The organism is Leclercia sp. LSNIH8 (assembly GCF_002920195.1).
Classification (GTDB): Bacteria; Pseudomonadota; Gammaproteobacteria; order Enterobacterales; family Enterobacteriaceae; genus Enterobacter.
Window position 1 is genome coordinate 699,327 of record NZ_PQJY01000003.1, and the last position, 17,791, is coordinate 717,117.

Consider the following 17,791-nt stretch of genomic DNA (forward strand, 5'->3'; position numbering starts at 1 on the left):
TTCCTATGAAGCAACGAGCCCTGTTACTGGTCGATTTACAGAATGATTTTTGTGCAGGCGGCGCGCTGGCGGTGGCCGAAGGCGACAGCACGGTCGACATCGCCAACGAACTGATTGCGTGGTGTAAGGCGCGCGGTGAAGCGGTGGTTGCCAGCCAGGACTGGCACCCGGCGGATCACGGTAGCTTTGCCAGACAGCATGACGTCGAGCCCTTCACCGAAGGCGAACTGGACGGCCTGCCGCAGACCTTCTGGCCCGATCACTGCGTGCAGCATACCGAAGGCGCCGAGCTGCATCCCCTGCTTAACAGCAAAGCCATTGACGCGGTGTTCCAGAAGGGTGAAAACCCTGACATCGATAGCTACAGCGCCTTTTTCGACAATGGGCACCGACAAAAAACGGGGCTGGATCAGTGGCTGCGCCATCACGAAATCGTGGAGCTGATTGTGATGGGGCTGGCGACGGACTACTGCGTGAAATTTACCGTGCTGGATGCGTTGCAGCTGGGCTACCGGGTGAACGTCATTACCGACGGTTGTCGCGGGGTGAATATTCAGCGCCAGGACAGCGCCCAGGCGTTTATGGATATGGCGGCCGAAGGTGCCACTCTGTATACGCTGGCGGACTGGCAGGAGACGCAGCGGTAAAATACATTCCGGTTACGGAAGTAACCGGAATGAGTTCTTTCATACGCTAAATTTTAACTTTTCCGGAAAAAAATCTGTTCCCCTTTCTTTTTGCAATTCGTCTCTCATTCTTTACTACCTTTACTGTAATCCGTTGAACTTGGTTCCATACCTGTAGTCTGAATACACAATAATCAGTGGTTATACAGTTATCATCACCATCCTGAAATCAAGGGTATTCAATGAAACCTATCCCTAAAATCATTCATCAGATCTACACGCGTGGGTGGTACAGATTGCCTGATGATATAAAGGATCAAATTCATACATTAAGGCAAAAAAACCCAGGATGGGAATACCGGTTTTATGATGAGAAGGATATCGTTCGTTACATAAATGCTTTTTTTGGTAAGGAGATGCTGGCACTTTATCTACGCATCAACCCGGAATATGGTGCTGTGAGAGCCGACCTTTTTCGTTATCTGGTGATTTATAATGAAGGTGGCGTTTACCTTGATATTAAAAGCTTTTGTTCTCGTCCACTCGACGAATTCATTACCGGCGATTATGAAATGATTCTTTGCCATTGGGACAATGCCGTATCAGGTAGTGATCATAAAAAAGGGTTGCACCCCGAATTGTCTTATCTTAGCCATGGTGAGTATCAACAGTGGAATATTATTGCTGCACAAGGTTCTCTCCAGATGAAATGTGTCATTCGCGAAGTGATTGACAGACTGCAGAATTACAAACCCTGGGTATATGGAATAGGTATGAGAGGCGTATTACGCACCAGTGGCCCTATTACGTATACACTTGCGCTTCGCGCAGCGCAATCTGATAATACGATAAAAATAGTTAAAAATCATCGTGATATTGGCCTTGTTTATTGCAATGTGAACAAAAAAGTCCTTAAGCAGATACGCAAAAGCGCTTATGCGCGCTTACGGTCTCCTATCGTTAAGCTCAGCAAGCATGACTACTATAAATACCAGTTATGGCTGTGGTTTATTCATCCGTTAGATCGTTTAAAGAAAAACACGATCAATGAAACGCGTAACGTTGTTGAAAAAATCAAAAAATGCCGTGTAACTGTTAGTAGTAAACGAGCAGCTCTCATTTTTGGCACCTTATTGACGGCACCCGTTGCCGTGCTTGCTATATATGTTTTATAGGTCAACAAGTTAACCCGCAGAAAAAAAGCATTATGTAAATATTCGGGGCCCTTAGTACAAAAACCATAGACTCAAGTCCAGATTGCGCCTGTTACTTATGGGTATCCTGAATGTGATTCGCTTGCCGCAATCTGAAATATCAGCCATTTCATTAAATAAACTGCTAAAAATCAGCAACATTCACATCCTTGTGACTACCATGCCGTGAATGACCTCGCAGTTTTCATTTTCGCACTATGCCACGATGTTCAGGCTGTTTTTCGCCACGCCTTTCCGTGGCGTGGTTATTTTTATTAAGTCAAAGAGGAACTTGTATGAAACGTTTGCCCTTGCTGGCAGCTTTACCCCTGTTTTGCGCATCCATTGCTTCCGCCAGTTCGCTGATGTCCGTCGGCTATTTTAACGGCGGCGGCGACGTCACCGCCGGGCCGGGCGGGGATATCAATAAACTCGATGTTCGCCAGATCACCCATCTGAACTACTCCTTTGGCCTGATCTATAACGACGAGAAAGACGAAACCAATCCGGCGTTAAAAGACCCCGCTAAACTGCATCAAATCTGGCTATCCCCTAAGGTTGAAGCCGATCTGGCTTTGCTCCCTGTCCTGCGTAAACAGAACCCCGCTCTCAAGGTTCTGCTCTCTGTCGGCGGCTGGGGGGCCCGTGGCTTCTCGGGCGCGGCATCCACCCCAGAGACCCGCGCAGTGTTTATCCGCTCCGCACAGGCGATCGTAGAGAAATATGGCCTCGACGGGATCGATCTCGACTGGGAGTTTCCGGTTAACGGCGCATGGGGGCTGGTCGCCAGCAAGCCAGAAGACCGGGCTAACTTTACCGCCCTGCTGAAAGAACTGCGTGCCGCGTTCGGACATAAAAAACTGGTGACCATCGCGGTGGGCGCCAACGCCGAGAGCCCGAAAAGCTGGGTGGACGTGAAAGCAGTGGCGCCCCTGCTCGATTACATCAACCTGATGACCTACGACATGGCGTATGGCACCCAGTATTTTAACGCCAACCTGTATGACTCCAGCGCCTGGCCGACCGTTGCCGCCGCGGATAAATACAGCGTCGACTTTGTGGTGAACAACTATCTGGCCGCCGGGCTGAAGCCGCAACAGATGAACCTGGGTATCGGCTTCTATGGTCGCGTGCCGAAACGCGCCGTCGAGCCGGGTATCGACTGGAGCAAACCGGACGCGCAGAAAAATCCCGCGACCCAGCCCTACTTCAGCGCACAGCAGATCGCCCTGTTCAAATCACTGGGCTACGATCTGACCAAAGATACCTACGTGAAATACAACGACATTGTGAAGACGTTTTTAAACGATCCGCAGAAACGGTTTACCGAGCAGTGGGAAGATGAGGCGAAAGTGCCGTGGCTGTCGGTGAAATCCGATAACGGCAATCCGCTGTTTGCCCTGTCGTATGAAAATCCGCGCTCGGTGGCAATCAAAGCCGAGTACATCAAAGAGAAAGGTCTGGCCGGAGCGATGTTCTGGGAGTACGGCGCGGATGACAATAACCAGCTGGCGAAGCAGCTGGCCGAGTCGCTGGGGATAAAACACCCGTAACGTTAAACAGGCCCGGTGAGCCATCACCGGGCTGCAATGGTTCTGATTACTGGACCTTCAGCGTCGCAATCGGCTTCGGTGCAATACCAAAATCTTCCTTCAGCTGCTGTTTGCTTTTCATCACCATCTGGCCCTGGGTGTCGATGGTCATATGCTGCGCTTCGGTGTTATTGCGCGCCTGCCAGAGCATCACCAGTTGCAGGCAATTCTCTTTCTGCTCCGGGGTCAGGGCCACGCCATCGGCCCATTTGCCAAGCTCCACCGCCGTGACCAGACGCTGATACACTTCCGGCGTCATGCCGTTGATCATCTCTTCAATATTCATGTTAAATCGGGCTCCGAAGGAATAATTTGCTGAATCGATTTTTCAGCCTTTCGTCTGGTCGCCATTCTCGTCGTCGGTGAAGCTTAAGGAGGCGGAATTGACGCAAAAACGCTCGCCTGTCGGCTGTGGGCCATCCGGGAAGACGTGACCGAGATGGGCGTCACAGTTTCCGCAGCGGATCTCGATGCGCTCCATACCGTGGCTGAGGTCCTTCAGATAGTGAATGGCCTCTTCACTAACCGGTTCATAGAAGCTTGGCCAGCCACAGCCAGAATCGTATTTACTCTGGGAGTTAAACAGCGCAGCGTCACAGACCAGGCAGTGGTAAACACCGTCCCTTTTGTTATGCAGCAGACGCCCGGTGAATGGCGGTTCTGTCCCGTGATTTTGCGTCACGTAGAACTGCATTTCGGTGAGGTTTTTTTTCAGTTCATCGGAGTTATGTTGATTCGACATAGGCTTACATCTCGCAGTTGAAACAGACAACTTTTACTGTCGATTCTAACAAAACATTAACACTGAAGTATGAACTTTTGATCTAAACTTACTCGTTGCGCAGAGGCGGTCAGACAAATGTGATCTACTCCACGTTTTTATGTGGGCAGCCCTTTAAAATTCCGTGCGCAGGCCCCATATGGGTGCAAGCTCCAAGGGAATGTGAGGTAGGTCAATCGAGCAAAGCTAATGCTAAGGATTGATTTGTCGCAATGATTGACACGATTCCGCTTGACGCTGCGTAAGGTTTTTGTAATTTTACACGCAACCTTTTATTCACTAACAAATAGCTGGTGGAATATATGACTATCAAAGTAGGTATCAACGGTTTTGGCCGTATCGGCCGTATTGTTTTCCGTGCTGCGCAGGAACGTTCTGACATCGAAATCGTTGGCATCAACGATCTGTTAGACGCTGAGTACATGGCATACATGCTGAAGTACGACTCAACTCACGGTCGTTTCAACGGCACCGTTGAAGTGAAAGACGGCCACCTGGTTGTTAATGGCAAAACCATCCGTGTTACTGCTGAAAAAGACCCAGCTAACCTGAAATGGAACGAAATCGGTGTTGACGTTGTTGCTGAAGCAACCGGTATCTTCCTGACCGACGAAACTGCGCGTAAGCACATCACCGCTGGCGCGAAAAAAGTTGTTCTGACCGGTCCTTCCAAAGACAACACCCCAATGTTCGTTCGTGGTGCTAACTTCGAAACTTACGCTGGCCAGGACATCGTTTCTAACGCATCCTGCACCACTAACTGCTTGGCACCGCTGGCAAAAGTTATCAACGACAACTTCGGCATCATCGAAGGTCTGATGACTACTGTTCACGCAACCACCGCGACTCAGAAAACCGTTGACGGCCCGTCTCACAAAGACTGGCGCGGCGGCCGCGGCGCAGCTCAGAACATCATCCCATCTTCTACCGGCGCAGCTAAAGCTGTAGGTAAAGTTCTGCCAGAACTGAACGGCAAACTGACTGGTATGGCGTTCCGCGTTCCAACTCCAAACGTATCTGTTGTTGACCTGACCGTTCGTCTGGAAAAAGCAGCAAGCTACGAAGAAATCAAGAAAGCAATCAAAGCGGCTTCTGAAGGCCCAATGAAAGGCGTTCTGGGTTACACCGAAGACGACGTTGTTTCTACCGATTTCAACGGCGAAGTTTGCACTTCCGTGTTCGATGCTAAAGCAGGTATCGCACTGAACGACAACTTCGTGAAACTGGTTTCCTGGTACGACAACGAAACCGGCTACTCTAACAAAGTTCTGGACCTGATCGCTCACATCTCCAAATAAGTGAGATGAGAAATTGATCCAAAAAGGCGACCCCTGGTCGCCTTTTTTTTGCTTTAAAGACAGAGGATTGCGTAATGATTAAAACAATTTTTGCACTTCCGGTAGTCGAACAGCTTACCCCTGTGCTTTCCCGCCGTCAGATTGACGATGTTGAAGTGATCGTAGTTGACCATCCGCAAGTTCAGGCTTCTGTTGCCCTGCACGGCGCGCACCTGCTCTCCTGGCAGCCGGAAGGTGAGATGGAAGCGCTGTGGCTAAGCGATATCACCTCCTTTAAAAAAGGGGCCGCTATTCGTGGCGGCGTACCAATCTGCTGGCCGTGGTTTGGCCCGGCGACGCTGGAGGGTCTGCCGTCGCACGGTTTTGCCCGCAACCTGCCGTGGACGCTGAAAGCCCACAACGAAGATGAGTCCGGCGTGGTGTTAACCTTTGAACTGCAAAGCGATGATGAAACGCGCAAACTCTGGCCGCACGACTTCACTCTCTACGCTCGCTTTAAGCTGGGTAAAACCTGCGAGATCGAACTGGAAGCGCACGGTGAATTTGAAACCACTTCCGCTCTGCACACCTATTTCAACGTCGGCGATATCGCTGCCGTCACCGTGAATGGTCTTGGCGATACCTTTATCGACAAAGTGGATAATGCGAAAGAAGGCCGACTGACCGACGGCGCACAGACCTTCCCGGATCGTACCGACCGCGTCTATCTGAACCCGGAAGCGTGCAGCGTTATCGAAGATACCTCCCTGAACCGCGCCATTGAAGTAATTCATCACCACCACAGCAACGTGGTTGGCTGGAACCCTGGCCCGGCGCTGTCAGTCAGCATGGGTGATATGCCGGATGACGGTTATAAAACCTTTGTTTGCGTAGAGACCGCCTGCGTTAGCGAACCGCAAAAAGCGACGGAAGAGAAACCGACCCGTCTGGGACAGACCATTCACATTGTGAAGCGTTAATGCCCTGCCCTTGCCCTCTCCATGCTGAGAGGGCATGACGTTCACTTCACACCACGTCTAATGCCGTTTTGTTTTTCGGCGCAGGGAAGGCGGCATCCAGCTTCTGTAACGCCTCTGCTGAGAGGGTAATGCCCAGCGCGCCCGCGTTCTCTTCCACATGCATGATTGATGACGCCTTCGGGATCGCCATCACCCCAGGGTGACTGATCACCCACGCCAGCAGCACCTGGGCCGCCGTGGCGTTGTACTCTTTGGCAATCGCATTGACGACCGGGTGATTCATCAGCCCGGCGCGCAGTCGCCCGGCCTGCGCCAGCGGGCAATAGGCCATCACCGGCATAGACTGCTGCTGGCACCAGGGCAACAGATCATATTCGATACCGCGTGAGGCCAGATGGTAGAGTACCTGATTAGTGGCACAGGCCTGCCCGCCCGGCACCTGTCCCAGCTCCTGCATATCCGCATAATCAAGGTTCGAGACGCCCCAGCGGCCAATTTTGCCCTGCTGTTGCAGCGTCTCCATCAGTTCGACAGTCTCTGCCAGAGCGTAATTTCCCCGCCAGTGCAGCAGATAGAGGTCAATATGATCGGTGCCCAGACGGCGCAGGCTGGCTTCGCAGGCAGCAACCCCTTTTTGTCCTCCTGCATTCCACGGGTAGACTTTGGAAACCAGAAAAACCTCATCACGCTGGCCCTTAATCGCCTCACCGACCACCTCTTCCGCCCCGCCCTCGGCATACATCTCGGCGGTATCAATCAGCGTCAGCCCGCGGTCAATGCCTGCCCGTAAGGCATCGCTCTCCTGGCGGCGCTGGCTTGCCTTTTCACCCATATACCAGGTGCCCTGACCGATGGCCGGAAGCACCCTGTTGTCGCCAAAGTTGACGGTTTTTTCGCTCATAATACGCTCCTGTTTGTCTGCACCACCCTAAAACAAACGGGGCCCGAGGGCCCCGTTATGATGCACAAATTGCGCAGTACAAATGCACAATCAGAAACTGTAAGTCACACCCATCGACATCAGACCGGTCCAGGACTTATCGACCATCGGGCTATCCTTCACCTCGTCACTCAGGCGGTTATAACGGCCCGTAGCGTAGACGTTCCAGTCAGAGGCAAACTTATAGCTGGCGGTCAGCTCCAGGTACGGGCTCCAGCCATCGTCTGCATCATAGCTATGCAGACCGCTGCGGCGTGATTCTTTATGGGACACGCCATAATAGTAGTCGTTGTAGTTGTCGCTGCTGTACTCCAGACCGATGCCCGGGGTGAGCGTCAGCCCGCCGTTGGTGTAACGGTACAACCACGCCAGATCCCAGATATAACCGTTGCTGTTGTCGAGCGTGTCGCCAGCCAGGGCGGTGCGCAGGAAACCGTATTCGGTGTTATGGACCCAGGAAACGCCCGCCATCATAGTGCTCTTACGTTTGTCGAGCTGGCGAAGCCGATAGTTATCGCTGTCGCCTGGCTTGAAGTGCGTCGGGTCGTAATAAGCCATGATGGAGAGTTTGTCGATCTGGTCGTTCCACAGATAGTAGCCACCGCCCAGCCCACGGAACCAGAAGTTATCGCCTTCATAGGTGATAACCGGAACCGGGTAAAAATCACGATCGTACTGTTTATAAGGGCTATTGATTACGCCGACACCAGCACCAATTGACCACTGATTCTCCGCGTATGCTGTACTCACTGAGGTGGCAACGATAATCCCCAGTGCCAGAAGTTTGAGTTTGGTCACAATCCATTCTTTCCTGTAGTCAAATAATCAGCGTGTGAAGTGTAACCGTCATCCCCCCCATTGCTCAAAATTTTTTGTCTCCTAATCATTTTGATTAACCGACTATTTTGTTTGCGGCAGATGACGAAACGCTGTCACGCGCATTACCGTTCAGTGAAAGAAGTGTGTTTGACGTTTAAGATTTGGCTATTTTTTTGGATGAGTTATTGATATGTCATTGAAATTAGTTTTTGCATACATGCAAGTTTTGCAAATGCCATCTACGCTTAATTTTAAGAAGCTGAATACCTGATCACCCCGCAGTTTCAGCCGCCCGACCTGGCACACGGGTTGCTGCTCTGGCAGTGAGGTGCAACGGATCCCGCTTCCGGGAGCCTCTACTATTCATATGAACGGCTCTTTTCCTGTGCTAAAAAACGAAAGGACGGCATGCCATGAATATATTCGATCACTATCGCCAGCGTTATGAAGCTGCCAAGGACGAAGAGTTCACACTGCAGGAGTTTCTTACCATCTGCCGGCAAGATCGCAGTGCTTATGCCAATGCGGCGGAACGACTATTGATGGCTATCGGTGAGCCAAATATGGTTGATACCGCCCAGGAGCCACGGCTTTCCCGTCTGTTTTCGAATCGGGTCGTCGCCCGATATCCTGCGTTTGAAGAATTTTACGGCATGGAAGATGCCATCGAGCAGATTGTCTCTTATCTGAAACATGCTGCTCAGGGTCTGGAAGAGAAGAAACAGATTTTGTATCTGTTGGGTCCCGTTGGCGGCGGTAAATCCTCGCTGGCCGAGCGGCTGAAATCGTTGATGCAGCGCGTGCCGATTTACGTGCTGAGCGCCAACGGTGAACGCAGCCCGGTTAACGATCATCCGCTGTGCCTGTTTAACCCGCAGGAAGATGCGCAGATACTGGATAAAGAGTATGGCATTCCTCGCCGCTATCTGGGGACGATCATGTCGCCGTGGGCAGCGAAACGCCTGCATGAATTTGGCGGTGATATCACCAAATTCCGCGTGGTGAAAGTATGGCCATCCATTCTGGAGCAGATTGCGATTGCCAAAACTGAACCGGGTGATGAGAACAACCAGGATATCTCTGCGCTGGTGGGTAAAGTGGATATCCGTAAACTGGAAAACCACGCGCAAAACGATCCTGACGCATACGGCTATTCCGGTGCGCTGTGCCGCGCCAACCAGGGGATTATGGAGTTCGTCGAGATGTTTAAAGCGCCGATTAAGGTGCTGCATCCGCTGTTGACGGCAACCCAGGAAGGTAACTACAACGGGACGGAAGGTATTTCCGCCCTGCCGTTTAACGGCATTATCCTGGCGCACTCCAACGAATCTGAATGGGTTCAGTTCAGAAACAATAAAAACAACGAGGCCTTCCTTGACCGTGTTTACATCGTCAAAGTGCCTTATTGCCTGCGGATCTCCGAAGAGATCAAGATTTACGAAAAACTGCTTAACCACAGTGAGCTGGTTCATGCCCCTTGCGCCCCGGGAACCCTGGAGACGCTGTCGCGCTTCTCAATCCTGTCGCGCCTGAAAGAGCCAGAAAACTCCAGCATCTACTCGAAAATGCGTGTTTACGACGGTGAAAGCCTGAAAGATACCGACCCGAAAGCGAAATCCTATCAGGAGTATCGTGACTACGCCGGTGTCGATGAAGGGATGAACGGTCTCTCCACGCGTTTCGCGTTCAAAATCCTCTCCCGTGTGTTCAACTTTGACCACACCGAAGTGGCCGCTAACCCGGTACACCTCTTCTATGTACTGGAGCAGCAGATTGAGCGTGAACAGTTCCCGCAGGAGCAGGCTGAACGTTATCTGGAGTTCCTGAAAGGCTATCTGATCCCGAAATATGCCGAGTTTATTGGCAAAGAGATCCAGACCGCCTATCTGGAATCTTACTCCGAATACGGGCAGAACATTTTTGACCGCTATGTCACCTATGCCGATTTCTGGATCCAGGATCAGGAGTACCGCGACCCGGATACCGGCCAGCTGTTTGACCGCGAGTCACTGAATGCGGAACTGGAAAAAATCGAGAAGCCTGCCGGGATCAGTAACCCGAAAGACTTCCGTAATGAGATCGTCAACTTCGTACTGCGCGCCAGAGCGAACTTTAGCGGACGGAATCCAAACTGGACCAGCTACGAAAAACTGCGCACCGTGATTGAGAAGAAAATGTTCTCCAATACCGAAGAGCTGTTGCCGGTCATTTCGTTCAATGCCAAAACCTCAACTGACGAGCAGAAAAAGCACGACGATTTTGTCGACCGCATGATGGAGAAAGGCTACACCCGCAAACAGGTTCGCCTGCTCTGCGAATGGTACCTGCGCGTGCGTAAGTCGTCTTAACAACCCAAAAAGCTCGGCGGCATGTAGCTTGCCGGGCCTACAACAATGTTCCGTAGGCCGGATAAGCGTCAGCGCTATCCGGCACTTACGGGCACTGAAAGTTGGCAAATGCAGTACGGGGGGCATATGACCTGGTTTATTGACCGGCGTCTTAACGGCAAAAACAAGAGCACGGTGAATCGCCAGCGCTTCTTGCGTCGTTATAAAGCGCAAATCAAACAGTCGATCTCCGAGGCCATTAACAAGCGTTCGGTGACCGACGTAGACAGCGGGGAGTCCGTCTCTATCCCGACGGATGATATTAGCGAACCGATGTTCCATCAGGGACGCGGTGGTCTGCGCCATCGCGTTCATCCCGGTAATGACCATTTTGTGCAGAATGACCGTATTGAACGTCCACAAGGGGGCGGTGGTGGCGGCGGCAGTGGTCAGGGCCAGGCCAGCCAGGATGGTGAAGGTCAGGACGAGTTTGTGTTTCAGATCTCCAAGGATGAGTATCTGGATCTGCTGTTTGAAGATTTGGCCCTGCCGAATCTGAAGAAGAACCAGCATCGTCAGTTAAACGAATACAAAACCCACCGGGCCGGTTTTACCGCCAACGGCGTGCCGGCAAATATCAGCGTGGTGCGTTCGCTGCAGAACTCACTGGCGCGCCGTACCGCCATGACCGCGGGCAAACGGCGTGAACTGCGCGAGCTGGAAGCAAGCCTGGATATCGTGGCAAAAAGCGAGCCAGCGCAGCTGCTGGAAGAGGAGCGTTTACGCAAAGAGATCGCTGAACTGCGCGCTAAAATCGAGCGCGTGCCGTTTATCGACACCTTTGACCTGCGTTACAAGAACTATGAAAAGCGTCCTGAACCTTCAAGCCAGGCGGTGATGTTCTGCCTGATGGACGTTTCCGGCTCGATGGATCAGGCCACCAAAGATATGGCCAAGCGCTTTTATATTCTGCTCTATCTCTTCCTGAGCCGGACCTATAAGAACGTGGAAGTGGTCTATATTCGCCATCACACCCAAGCCAAAGAGGTGGATGAGCATGAGTTCTTCTACTCACAGGAGACGGGCGGTACTATCGTTTCCAGTGCCCTGAAGCTGATGGATGAGGTGGTGAAAGAGCGTTACGACCCGGCGCAGTGGAACATCTATGCTGCTCAGGCGTCGGACGGTGATAACTGGGCAGACGATTCGCCGCTGTGCCATGAAATTCTGGCGAAAAAATTGCTGCCTGTGGTGCGTTACTACAGCTATATTGAGATCACCCGCCGCGCCCACCAGACGCTGTGGCGTGAGTATGAACATCTGCAAAGCACGTTTGATAATTTCGCGATGCAGCACATTCGCGACCAGGACGATATCTATCCGGTATTCAGAGAGCTTTTCCATAAGCAATCTGCCACCAGCAACAGTTAACGCCACCGCCGGTCATTGACCGGCGGTTTTACTTTAGCTCTCTGTCAGAACGTAACGTTCATTTTTGCCCACACGGTCCGACCCGGTTCATTGACCGGCGTGTCGGAGGAGTAGCCAAAGCTGCTGTTCCCCGCCAGGTTCAGGTGTTCGCTGTAGTTCTTGTCCAGAAGGTTATCGACGCCGCTGCTCAGCTTCAGGTAGTTATTCACCTTCCATGCTGCGTTGGCGGAGAGAATGGCAAAGCCAGCGCTCTGATCGAAATCTTTCCCGACCACGTTACCTTCGTTCATCGCCACCCGATGCTGCGGGCTCACCATGCGCAGCAGGCCGGTTGAACTCCAGTCGCCCTGCTCCCACGTGAGGCCAAGACGTGCCTCCAGCGGCGGCATTTGCGGCAGCGGCTGGTGATCGTCCGTGTTCTCTCCCCAAGCGTAGTTGAGGGTAGCATCGGTTTTCCACTGATCGCTCAGCTGATACGAGGCGCCCATCTCCCCGCCCATAATGGTGGCATCCACGTTGTCGGCCTGGCTGACGTGGGAATCGTTTGGATCGTAGCTAAACAGGATAAAGTCGTTGATGCGCCCGACATAGGCGGAGATCCACCCGGTAGTGCGCTCGCCTTTGTACTGGGCGCCGAGGTCAAGCTGGGTGGTTTGCTCTGGTTTGAGATTATCAAAAACATCCGAGGTGCCATCCGGGCCATAGGTAGGCGAAAACAGCTCCCAGTAATCGGGGAAACGTTCGGTATAACCGAGCCCGGCGTAGACCATCGCCGGTGCCGTGCCCAGATTATGCTCCACGCGCAGGAAGCCCGCCGGAAGGGTATCCTCGCGGCTGTCGCTGCCGATGCCGGTATAGTTATCCACTTCGACCTTATCCAGACGTGCGCCGCCAATCACTTTACTCAGATCGGTCGCATTCCACGTCAGCTCGCTGAACGCGCCGTAATCGTGAAAACGTGCATCCTCCTGCCAGCCTTTGTCCTCATCATCTTCATTGCTGCGATGGGTGTTGGTCTGCATATCCAGCCCGCTTTGCAGCTGGAAATCTGACCATAGCCAGGTCCCCAACATCCTGCCGCCGACGGTGCGACGATCGACCTGTTTTTCCATCGGCATCGACATATCCATCGATCCCATCGGCATGCCGTTCATGGAGCCGGAATCCGGGGTGCCGGGGGAGCGCATGGAGTAATTGTCCATGATGTGGTTGGCGTAGTTGTAATAGGCGCTCATCTCCAGGGAATCGAAAACGTCGCCGATATTCTCTTTCTTAAAGCGCAGGCCCAGGCTTTCGCGCTTGAACTGGGATCCGTCCATGCCGCGCCCGGCATAGCTTGCGTCGCCATCCCCCTGACCGGCGGTGAGTTCCAGTAACGTATCCGCATCCGGGGTCCAGCCGATGGCCAGATCGGTGTTCCACTTGTCCCATTTCGAGGCCACGCGATCGCCGTTACCGTCTTTGTAGTCGCCCGATTTCGATTTATTGCCGTTGAGACGTACATAACCCGTCTCGTTACCAAAGCTGACATCGGCATTTTCATCAAAGCGGTCATTCGAAGCGGCGAGGAAGCTGGCGTCGCCCTTGATGCCGGCGCTGTCAAAACGGGGCGGTTCACGTTCGAAGCGCACCGTTCCGGCGGAGTTTCCCGGCCCCCAGAGCACGGTTTCCGGCCCTTTGGTGACTGTCAGTAGATCGTAGCTTTCCGGCGAGATGTACGAGCTTGGCGCATCCATTCGCGCCGGACAGGCGCCCAGCATTTCGCTGTCGTTGGTCAGCAGGCGCAGACGTGAGCCAAACATGCCGCGAAATACCGGATCGCCATTGCTGCCGCCGTTACGGATCTGGCTAAAGCCGGGGATGGTTTTAAGGTAATCCGAGCCGTCACTGGCTGGCACCGGCTGGCGCGGAGTTTTAGGCGACGTGACCACTTCAAGTGGAGAAAGAACCGGAGCCGTCACGGTGATCACATCCTGATCGTTCACCGGCGCTGTGCTGATAGTGTCCGTGGCAAGCGCTGCGCCGGAAAAGAGGGTCATCAGCGCCAGAGTCAGGGGATGGGGGTTAAACGTTAATTTTTTCATTGCTGTGCCTGAGCGAAGAGTGGCGTGGTGTACCGCTGCCAAACCGAATCCTTTCGTTAACGAAAGTGCTTAACGAGCAGGCACATAAACTGACGTAAATTTTGCAGAAGTGTGTACACCGGAACAACGCTGCTTGAAGAGAATAAGAGCTGTAGAAAAAAGTTGAAAATTGTCATGTTGTTGGTTTTGCTGATACTTAACGTCAGCGGTGATTGTTCGAAAAGTACGCCATTTTCCCGCCTCTGACACGCCTGTTCATTGGCGTTAGTCCGCCCCGTATCTCTACTTCAGGCAATCGCCCAAATCACACTCTTTTTTGCACAAAACCCTTTTTACCGGCGCGCGAGCACGTAAAGTAAGCAGGCTTACTTTTCTATTTTGGCAAGGAATACCACATGTTTGACCCTACCCTGCTCATTCTTCTGGGCCTGGCCGCGCTGGGCTTTATCAGCCATAACACCACGGTCGCAATATCAATTCTGGTGCTGATCATCGTCCGCGTGACGCCGCTTAGCGGTTTTTTCCCGTGGATTGAAAAACAAGGACTAACCGTGGGGATCATCATCCTGACCATCGGGGTGATGGCCCCCATTGCCAGCGGCACTTTACCGGCCTCTACGCTTATCCATGCTTTTATGAACTGGAAATCGTTGATCGCTATTGCCGTGGGGGTATTTGTTTCCTGGCTTGGCGGTCGCGGCGTTACGCTAATGAGCTCCCAGCCCACGCTGGTCGCCGGCCTGCTGGTGGGTACGGTGCTGGGCGTGGCGCTCTTCCGCGGCGTCCCGGTCGGCCCGCTGATCGCCGCCGGGCTGGTATCGTTGTTTATCGGGAAGTCGTAGCGAGGCTGGCGACATACCGGGCCGGGGTCTGGCCCAGCCCCTTTTTGAACATCGTGATAAACGCCGTGGTGGAGTCATAACCCAGGTTTTGCGCCACCTGCTGCACCGACTGCCCGCTAATGAGCCCTTGCAGGGCGACAATCAGCTGGAGCTGATGCCGCCAGCGGCGAAAGCTGAGCCCGGTTTCGCTGACCACCAGCCGGGCGAGATTGCGCTCACTCATCGCAAAATGGCGCGCCCACTGGTGCAGCGTCTGCCAGGCGGCAGGTGATTCGGCCATGGTGTCACTCATCAGGCGGATTTTGGGGTGCGTGGATACCGGGAGCTGCAACTGCTCCTGCGGCTGTCGGGGCAGCTCATCAAACAGCACCTGCACCAGCCGCCGGGTGGCAGGCTCCTGCTCAGCGGGGCTGCGCTCCGCCAGGGTCAGGATCAACTCCCGCACCAGAGGTGAAATTTTCAGGGTGCAGCAGCGGTCCGGCATCGATACCGCGCCGGGTTCAATAAACAAAAAGCAGAGGCGGGCGCTGGGCGTGGCCTTATTGCTGTGCGGCAGCAGGCCGGGGATCCAGACGGCGAACTGCGGGGGCACCATCCACATGGCATTTTCCACCTCGCAGGTAATGGCCCCGTGCAGGGCGAGGATCAGCTGACCTTTGCGGTGCTGGTGGAATGGAATGCGCTGCTCGTCTTCCACCACGCGCACATGAAACGCCACCGCAGGATCGTGCTGGCTGTCGGGATCGTATCCCGCAAGGCCGAGTCCAGGCATCATTTTGTCCGATATTAGCGATAATCTGTCATTTTAGCTTGATTTCAACCACGGTGAAAATGCGTATCCTGTAGCCTCATTTCGACGTAAGAGATTCCCATGACCCTTGCCCTTTCTGCTACCGGCAAACAGCGAGCGCTGTTGATTGCCGGGATCCTGATGATTGCCACCTCACTGCGGGTGACCTTTACCGGTGCAGCGCCGCTGCTGGATGCTATTCGTACAGATTATGCCCTGACCACCGCCCAGACCGGGCTGCTTACCACCCTTCCCCTGCTGGCCTTTGCGCTGATTTCGCCGCTGGCGGCTGGCCTCGCCCGGCGCATCGGAATGGAGCGCAGCCTCTTTATCGCCCTGCTGCTGATCATCGCCGGGATTGCCCTGCGTTCGCTTCCCTCTTCAGCATTGCTGTTTGGCGGCACCGCCATCATTGGCTGCGGTATTGCGTTGGGCAACGTCCTGCTGCCGGGGCTGATCAAACGCGATTTCCCCGGCCAGGTGGCGAAACTTACCGGGGCGTACTCCCTGACCATGGGAGCTGCCGCCGCGCTGGGCTCGGCGCTGGTGGTGCCGGTTGCCCTGAGCGGCGCGGGGTGGCACGGCGCGCTGTTAATGCTGATGGTATTTCCTCTGCTGGCCCTGCTGCTGTGGCTCCCGCAATGGCGTCAGCGCCCTGCCGGTTCCCTGAGCGGCGCTCGCGCCCTGCACAGCCGGGGCATCTGGCGTTCCGCACTGGCCTGGCAAGTGACGCTGTTTCTGGGGATTAACTCGCTGATTTACTATGTAATTATTGGCTGGCTTCCGGCGATCCTACAGAGTCACGGATACAGCGAAACCGAGGCGGGTTCCCTGCACGGGCTGTTACAGCTGGCGACCGCGGCACCGGGAATTGTCGTGCCGCTGATCCTGCTTCGCCTGAAAGATCAGCGCGGTATCGCCGGACTGGCGGCGATGATGTGTGCGGTAAGTGCTGCCGGGCTATGGTTTATGCCGACGATGGCGGTGATGTGGACGCTGATTTTTGGCTTTGGCTCCGGTGCCACGATGATCCTCGGCCTGACGTTTATTGGCCTGCGCGCCAGTTCGGCCCATCAGGCGGCAGCCCTTTCCGGGATGGCGCAATCGGTCGGCTATCTGCTTGCCGCCTGTGGCCCGCCGCTGATGGGTAAAATCCATGATGCCAACGGCGACTGGCGGATCCCGCTGCTGGCCTGTGCGCTGGTGTCAGTCATCATGGCCGTGTGCGGGATCCTTGCCGGGCGTGACCGGGAGATCACACCCGGCTAAGCCCTTTTGTTCAGTAACTCTGTGCCGCGCGAAGCAGCGCCTGCACCAGCGGCGCAGGACGCCCTGCAAGGGCAGCGCGCTCGTGCTGGAACAGCGTCGCCACGAAGAATGGATGGGTGACCAATTCAATGGCGCGGATCTCCCCCTGCGCGTCCCAGCCGGTGACGCGCATATCGCCCTTCTCCAGCTCCTGCGCAAATTCAGGCGAAACGCCATAATTGCAGCGATATTCTTCCTCGATCTCCTCCTGACCATAGGCTTTAGCGATCAGGGTATTGGCGCGTAGTTCAATGGTATCGGCGACCTCCACCAGCGAGCAGGTCAGTGGGGCAATGACCATTCGCCCTACGGTATCGGTTTCTGCGTGGGCGGCATCCTGCCAGCCCAGAACGTTACGCGCATATTCAATGAGCGCATGCTGGAATCCGCCGCAGGTGCCCAGAAACGGCACGCTGTTCTCACGGGCATACCGCGCCGCAATGAACGCAGCGTCAGCATTTTTATAAGGACTTGCAGGAACCAGCCAGATCGCGTCGTAGCCGACCAGGTCTTCCGGGCTGCTTAATTCGGTGGTGGCCAGCCAGTCGTAGTCGGCGGTAATGTCCAGCACCGCGGCGGCATCATCAATGGCGAGAGGGATCGCCTGGTGAGCCGGCACGTCATGATTGTAGTCGCCGACCAGCGCAATTCGGAGGGTATCTTTTTGGGCAGAGAGTTCCATAGAGTGATCCTTATGCCAGATAAATATCAGATAACATAAGGCGCGTCAGACTACCGATCTTTCGTTGATATCACAACACCTTAAAATAAGTGGGCGAAAGCGGAAAGCCAACCTGTGAT

At 54.1% G+C, this 17,791-nt stretch carries 16 protein-coding genes; 9 read left to right on the top strand and 7 right to left on the bottom strand.

Annotation, left to right across the window (positions count from 1 at the left end):
* Positions 1–5 precede the first annotated feature (5 nt).
* The 3 genes from pncA to chiD all read left to right on the top strand — a co-directional run bounded on the left by pncA (position 6) and on the right by chiD (position 3,372).
* Positions 6–647, top strand: a complete 642-nt coding sequence (gene pncA / locus C3406_RS11850; protein WP_103823812.1) for a bifunctional nicotinamidase/pyrazinamidase — start codon at positions 6–8, stop codon at positions 645–647.
* A 221-nt stretch (positions 648–868) separates the two neighbouring features.
* The gene (locus C3406_RS11855) at positions 869–1,801 is read left to right on the top strand and encodes a glycosyltransferase family 32 protein (RefSeq protein WP_103823811.1); all 933 of its coding nucleotides are present in this window, start codon (positions 869–871) and stop codon (positions 1,799–1,801) included.
* A gap of 314 nt (positions 1,802–2,115) precedes the next feature.
* Positions 2,116–3,372 carry a chitinase ChiD gene (gene chiD, locus C3406_RS11860; RefSeq protein ID WP_103823810.1) on the top strand — a complete coding sequence of 419 codons (1,257 nt, stop codon included), beginning with the start codon at positions 2,116–2,118 and terminating at the stop codon, positions 3,370–3,372.
* Positions 3,373–3,418: 46 nt separating this feature from the next.
* On the opposite strand, the gene C3406_RS11865 is transcribed toward chiD, so the two are convergent.
* Together C3406_RS11865 and msrB are read right to left on the bottom strand one after the other, a co-directional pair.
* On the bottom strand, positions 3,419–3,697 hold the full coding sequence (locus C3406_RS11865; RefSeq protein WP_103179257.1) for a YeaC family protein: 279 nt from the start codon (positions 3,695–3,697) through the stop codon (positions 3,419–3,421).
* Between the two features lie 42 nt (positions 3,698–3,739).
* A complete protein-coding gene (gene msrB, locus C3406_RS11870; RefSeq protein ID WP_103179256.1) occupies positions 3,740–4,153 on the bottom strand; it encodes a peptide-methionine (R)-S-oxide reductase MsrB in 414 nt (137 codons plus the stop codon).
* A gap of 341 nt (positions 4,154–4,494) precedes the next feature.
* On the opposite strand from msrB, the gene gapA reads away from it, so the two are divergent.
* Together gapA and C3406_RS11885 are read left to right on the top strand one after the other, a co-directional pair.
* Complete coding sequence (gapA, locus tag C3406_RS11880; RefSeq protein WP_061495017.1) at positions 4,495–5,490, top strand: glyceraldehyde-3-phosphate dehydrogenase; 996 nt, start codon at positions 4,495–4,497, stop codon at positions 5,488–5,490.
* Between the two features lie 74 nt (positions 5,491–5,564).
* Positions 5,565–6,449 (top strand): D-hexose-6-phosphate mutarotase, encoded by an 885-nt coding sequence (locus C3406_RS11885; protein ID WP_103823809.1) that lies wholly within the window; start codon positions 5,565–5,567, stop codon positions 6,447–6,449.
* Between the two features lie 46 nt (positions 6,450–6,495).
* Here the strand turns inward: C3406_RS11885 and C3406_RS11890 are convergent, their stop codons facing one another.
* Together C3406_RS11890 and C3406_RS11895 are read right to left on the bottom strand one after the other, a co-directional pair.
* Positions 6,496–7,350 carry an aldo/keto reductase gene (locus C3406_RS11890; RefSeq protein ID WP_103823808.1) on the bottom strand — a complete coding sequence of 285 codons (855 nt, stop codon included), beginning with the start codon at positions 7,348–7,350 and terminating at the stop codon, positions 6,496–6,498.
* A gap of 90 nt (positions 7,351–7,440) precedes the next feature.
* Entirely contained in the window at positions 7,441–8,187 is a 747-nt protein-coding gene (locus tag C3406_RS11895; RefSeq protein WP_103823807.1) for a MipA/OmpV family protein, read from the bottom strand.
* A 434-nt stretch (positions 8,188–8,621) separates the two neighbouring features.
* On the opposite strand from C3406_RS11895, the gene yeaG reads away from it, so the two are divergent.
* Positions 8,622–10,556: a protein kinase YeaG gene (gene yeaG / locus C3406_RS11900; RefSeq protein WP_103179251.1), complete on the top strand. Its 1,935-nt coding sequence runs from the start codon at positions 8,622–8,624 to the stop codon at positions 10,554–10,556.
* Between the two features lie 126 nt (positions 10,557–10,682).
* Entirely contained in the window at positions 10,683–11,966 is a 1,284-nt protein-coding gene (locus tag C3406_RS11905; RefSeq protein ID WP_103823926.1) for a YeaH/YhbH family protein, read from the top strand.
* A 44-nt stretch (positions 11,967–12,010) separates the two neighbouring features.
* On the opposite strand, the gene C3406_RS11910 is transcribed toward C3406_RS11905, so the two are convergent.
* A complete protein-coding gene (locus C3406_RS11910; RefSeq protein ID WP_103823806.1) occupies positions 12,011–14,050 on the bottom strand; it encodes a TonB-dependent copper receptor in 2,040 nt (679 codons plus the stop codon).
* Between the two features lie 395 nt (positions 14,051–14,445).
* On the opposite strand from C3406_RS11910, the gene C3406_RS11915 reads away from it, so the two are divergent.
* Positions 14,446–14,892, top strand: coding sequence for a DUF441 domain-containing protein (locus C3406_RS11915; RefSeq protein WP_103179249.1), 447 nt, complete (start codon positions 14,446–14,448; stop codon positions 14,890–14,892).
* Here the strand turns inward: C3406_RS11915 and C3406_RS11920 are convergent.
* Entirely contained in the window at positions 14,876–15,667 is a 792-nt protein-coding gene (locus C3406_RS11920; protein WP_103179248.1) for an AraC family transcriptional regulator, read from the bottom strand. The two genes, C3406_RS11915 and C3406_RS11920, sit on opposite strands and share 17 nt — an antisense overlap.
* Positions 15,668–15,763: 96 nt before the next feature.
* Here C3406_RS11920 and C3406_RS11925 point away from each other — a divergent pair, with 96 nt between their 5' ends.
* Positions 15,764–16,951, top strand: a complete 1,188-nt coding sequence (locus tag C3406_RS11925; RefSeq protein ID WP_103823805.1) for a CynX/NimT family MFS transporter — start codon at positions 15,764–15,766, stop codon at positions 16,949–16,951.
* A 10-nt stretch (positions 16,952–16,961) separates the two neighbouring features.
* Here the strand turns inward: C3406_RS11925 and C3406_RS11930 are convergent, their stop codons facing one another.
* Positions 16,962–17,672 (bottom strand): CTP synthase C-terminal region-related (seleno)protein, encoded by a 711-nt coding sequence (locus C3406_RS11930; RefSeq protein WP_103823804.1) that lies wholly within the window; start codon positions 17,670–17,672, stop codon positions 16,962–16,964.
* Positions 17,673–17,791: the final 119 nt, after the last annotated feature.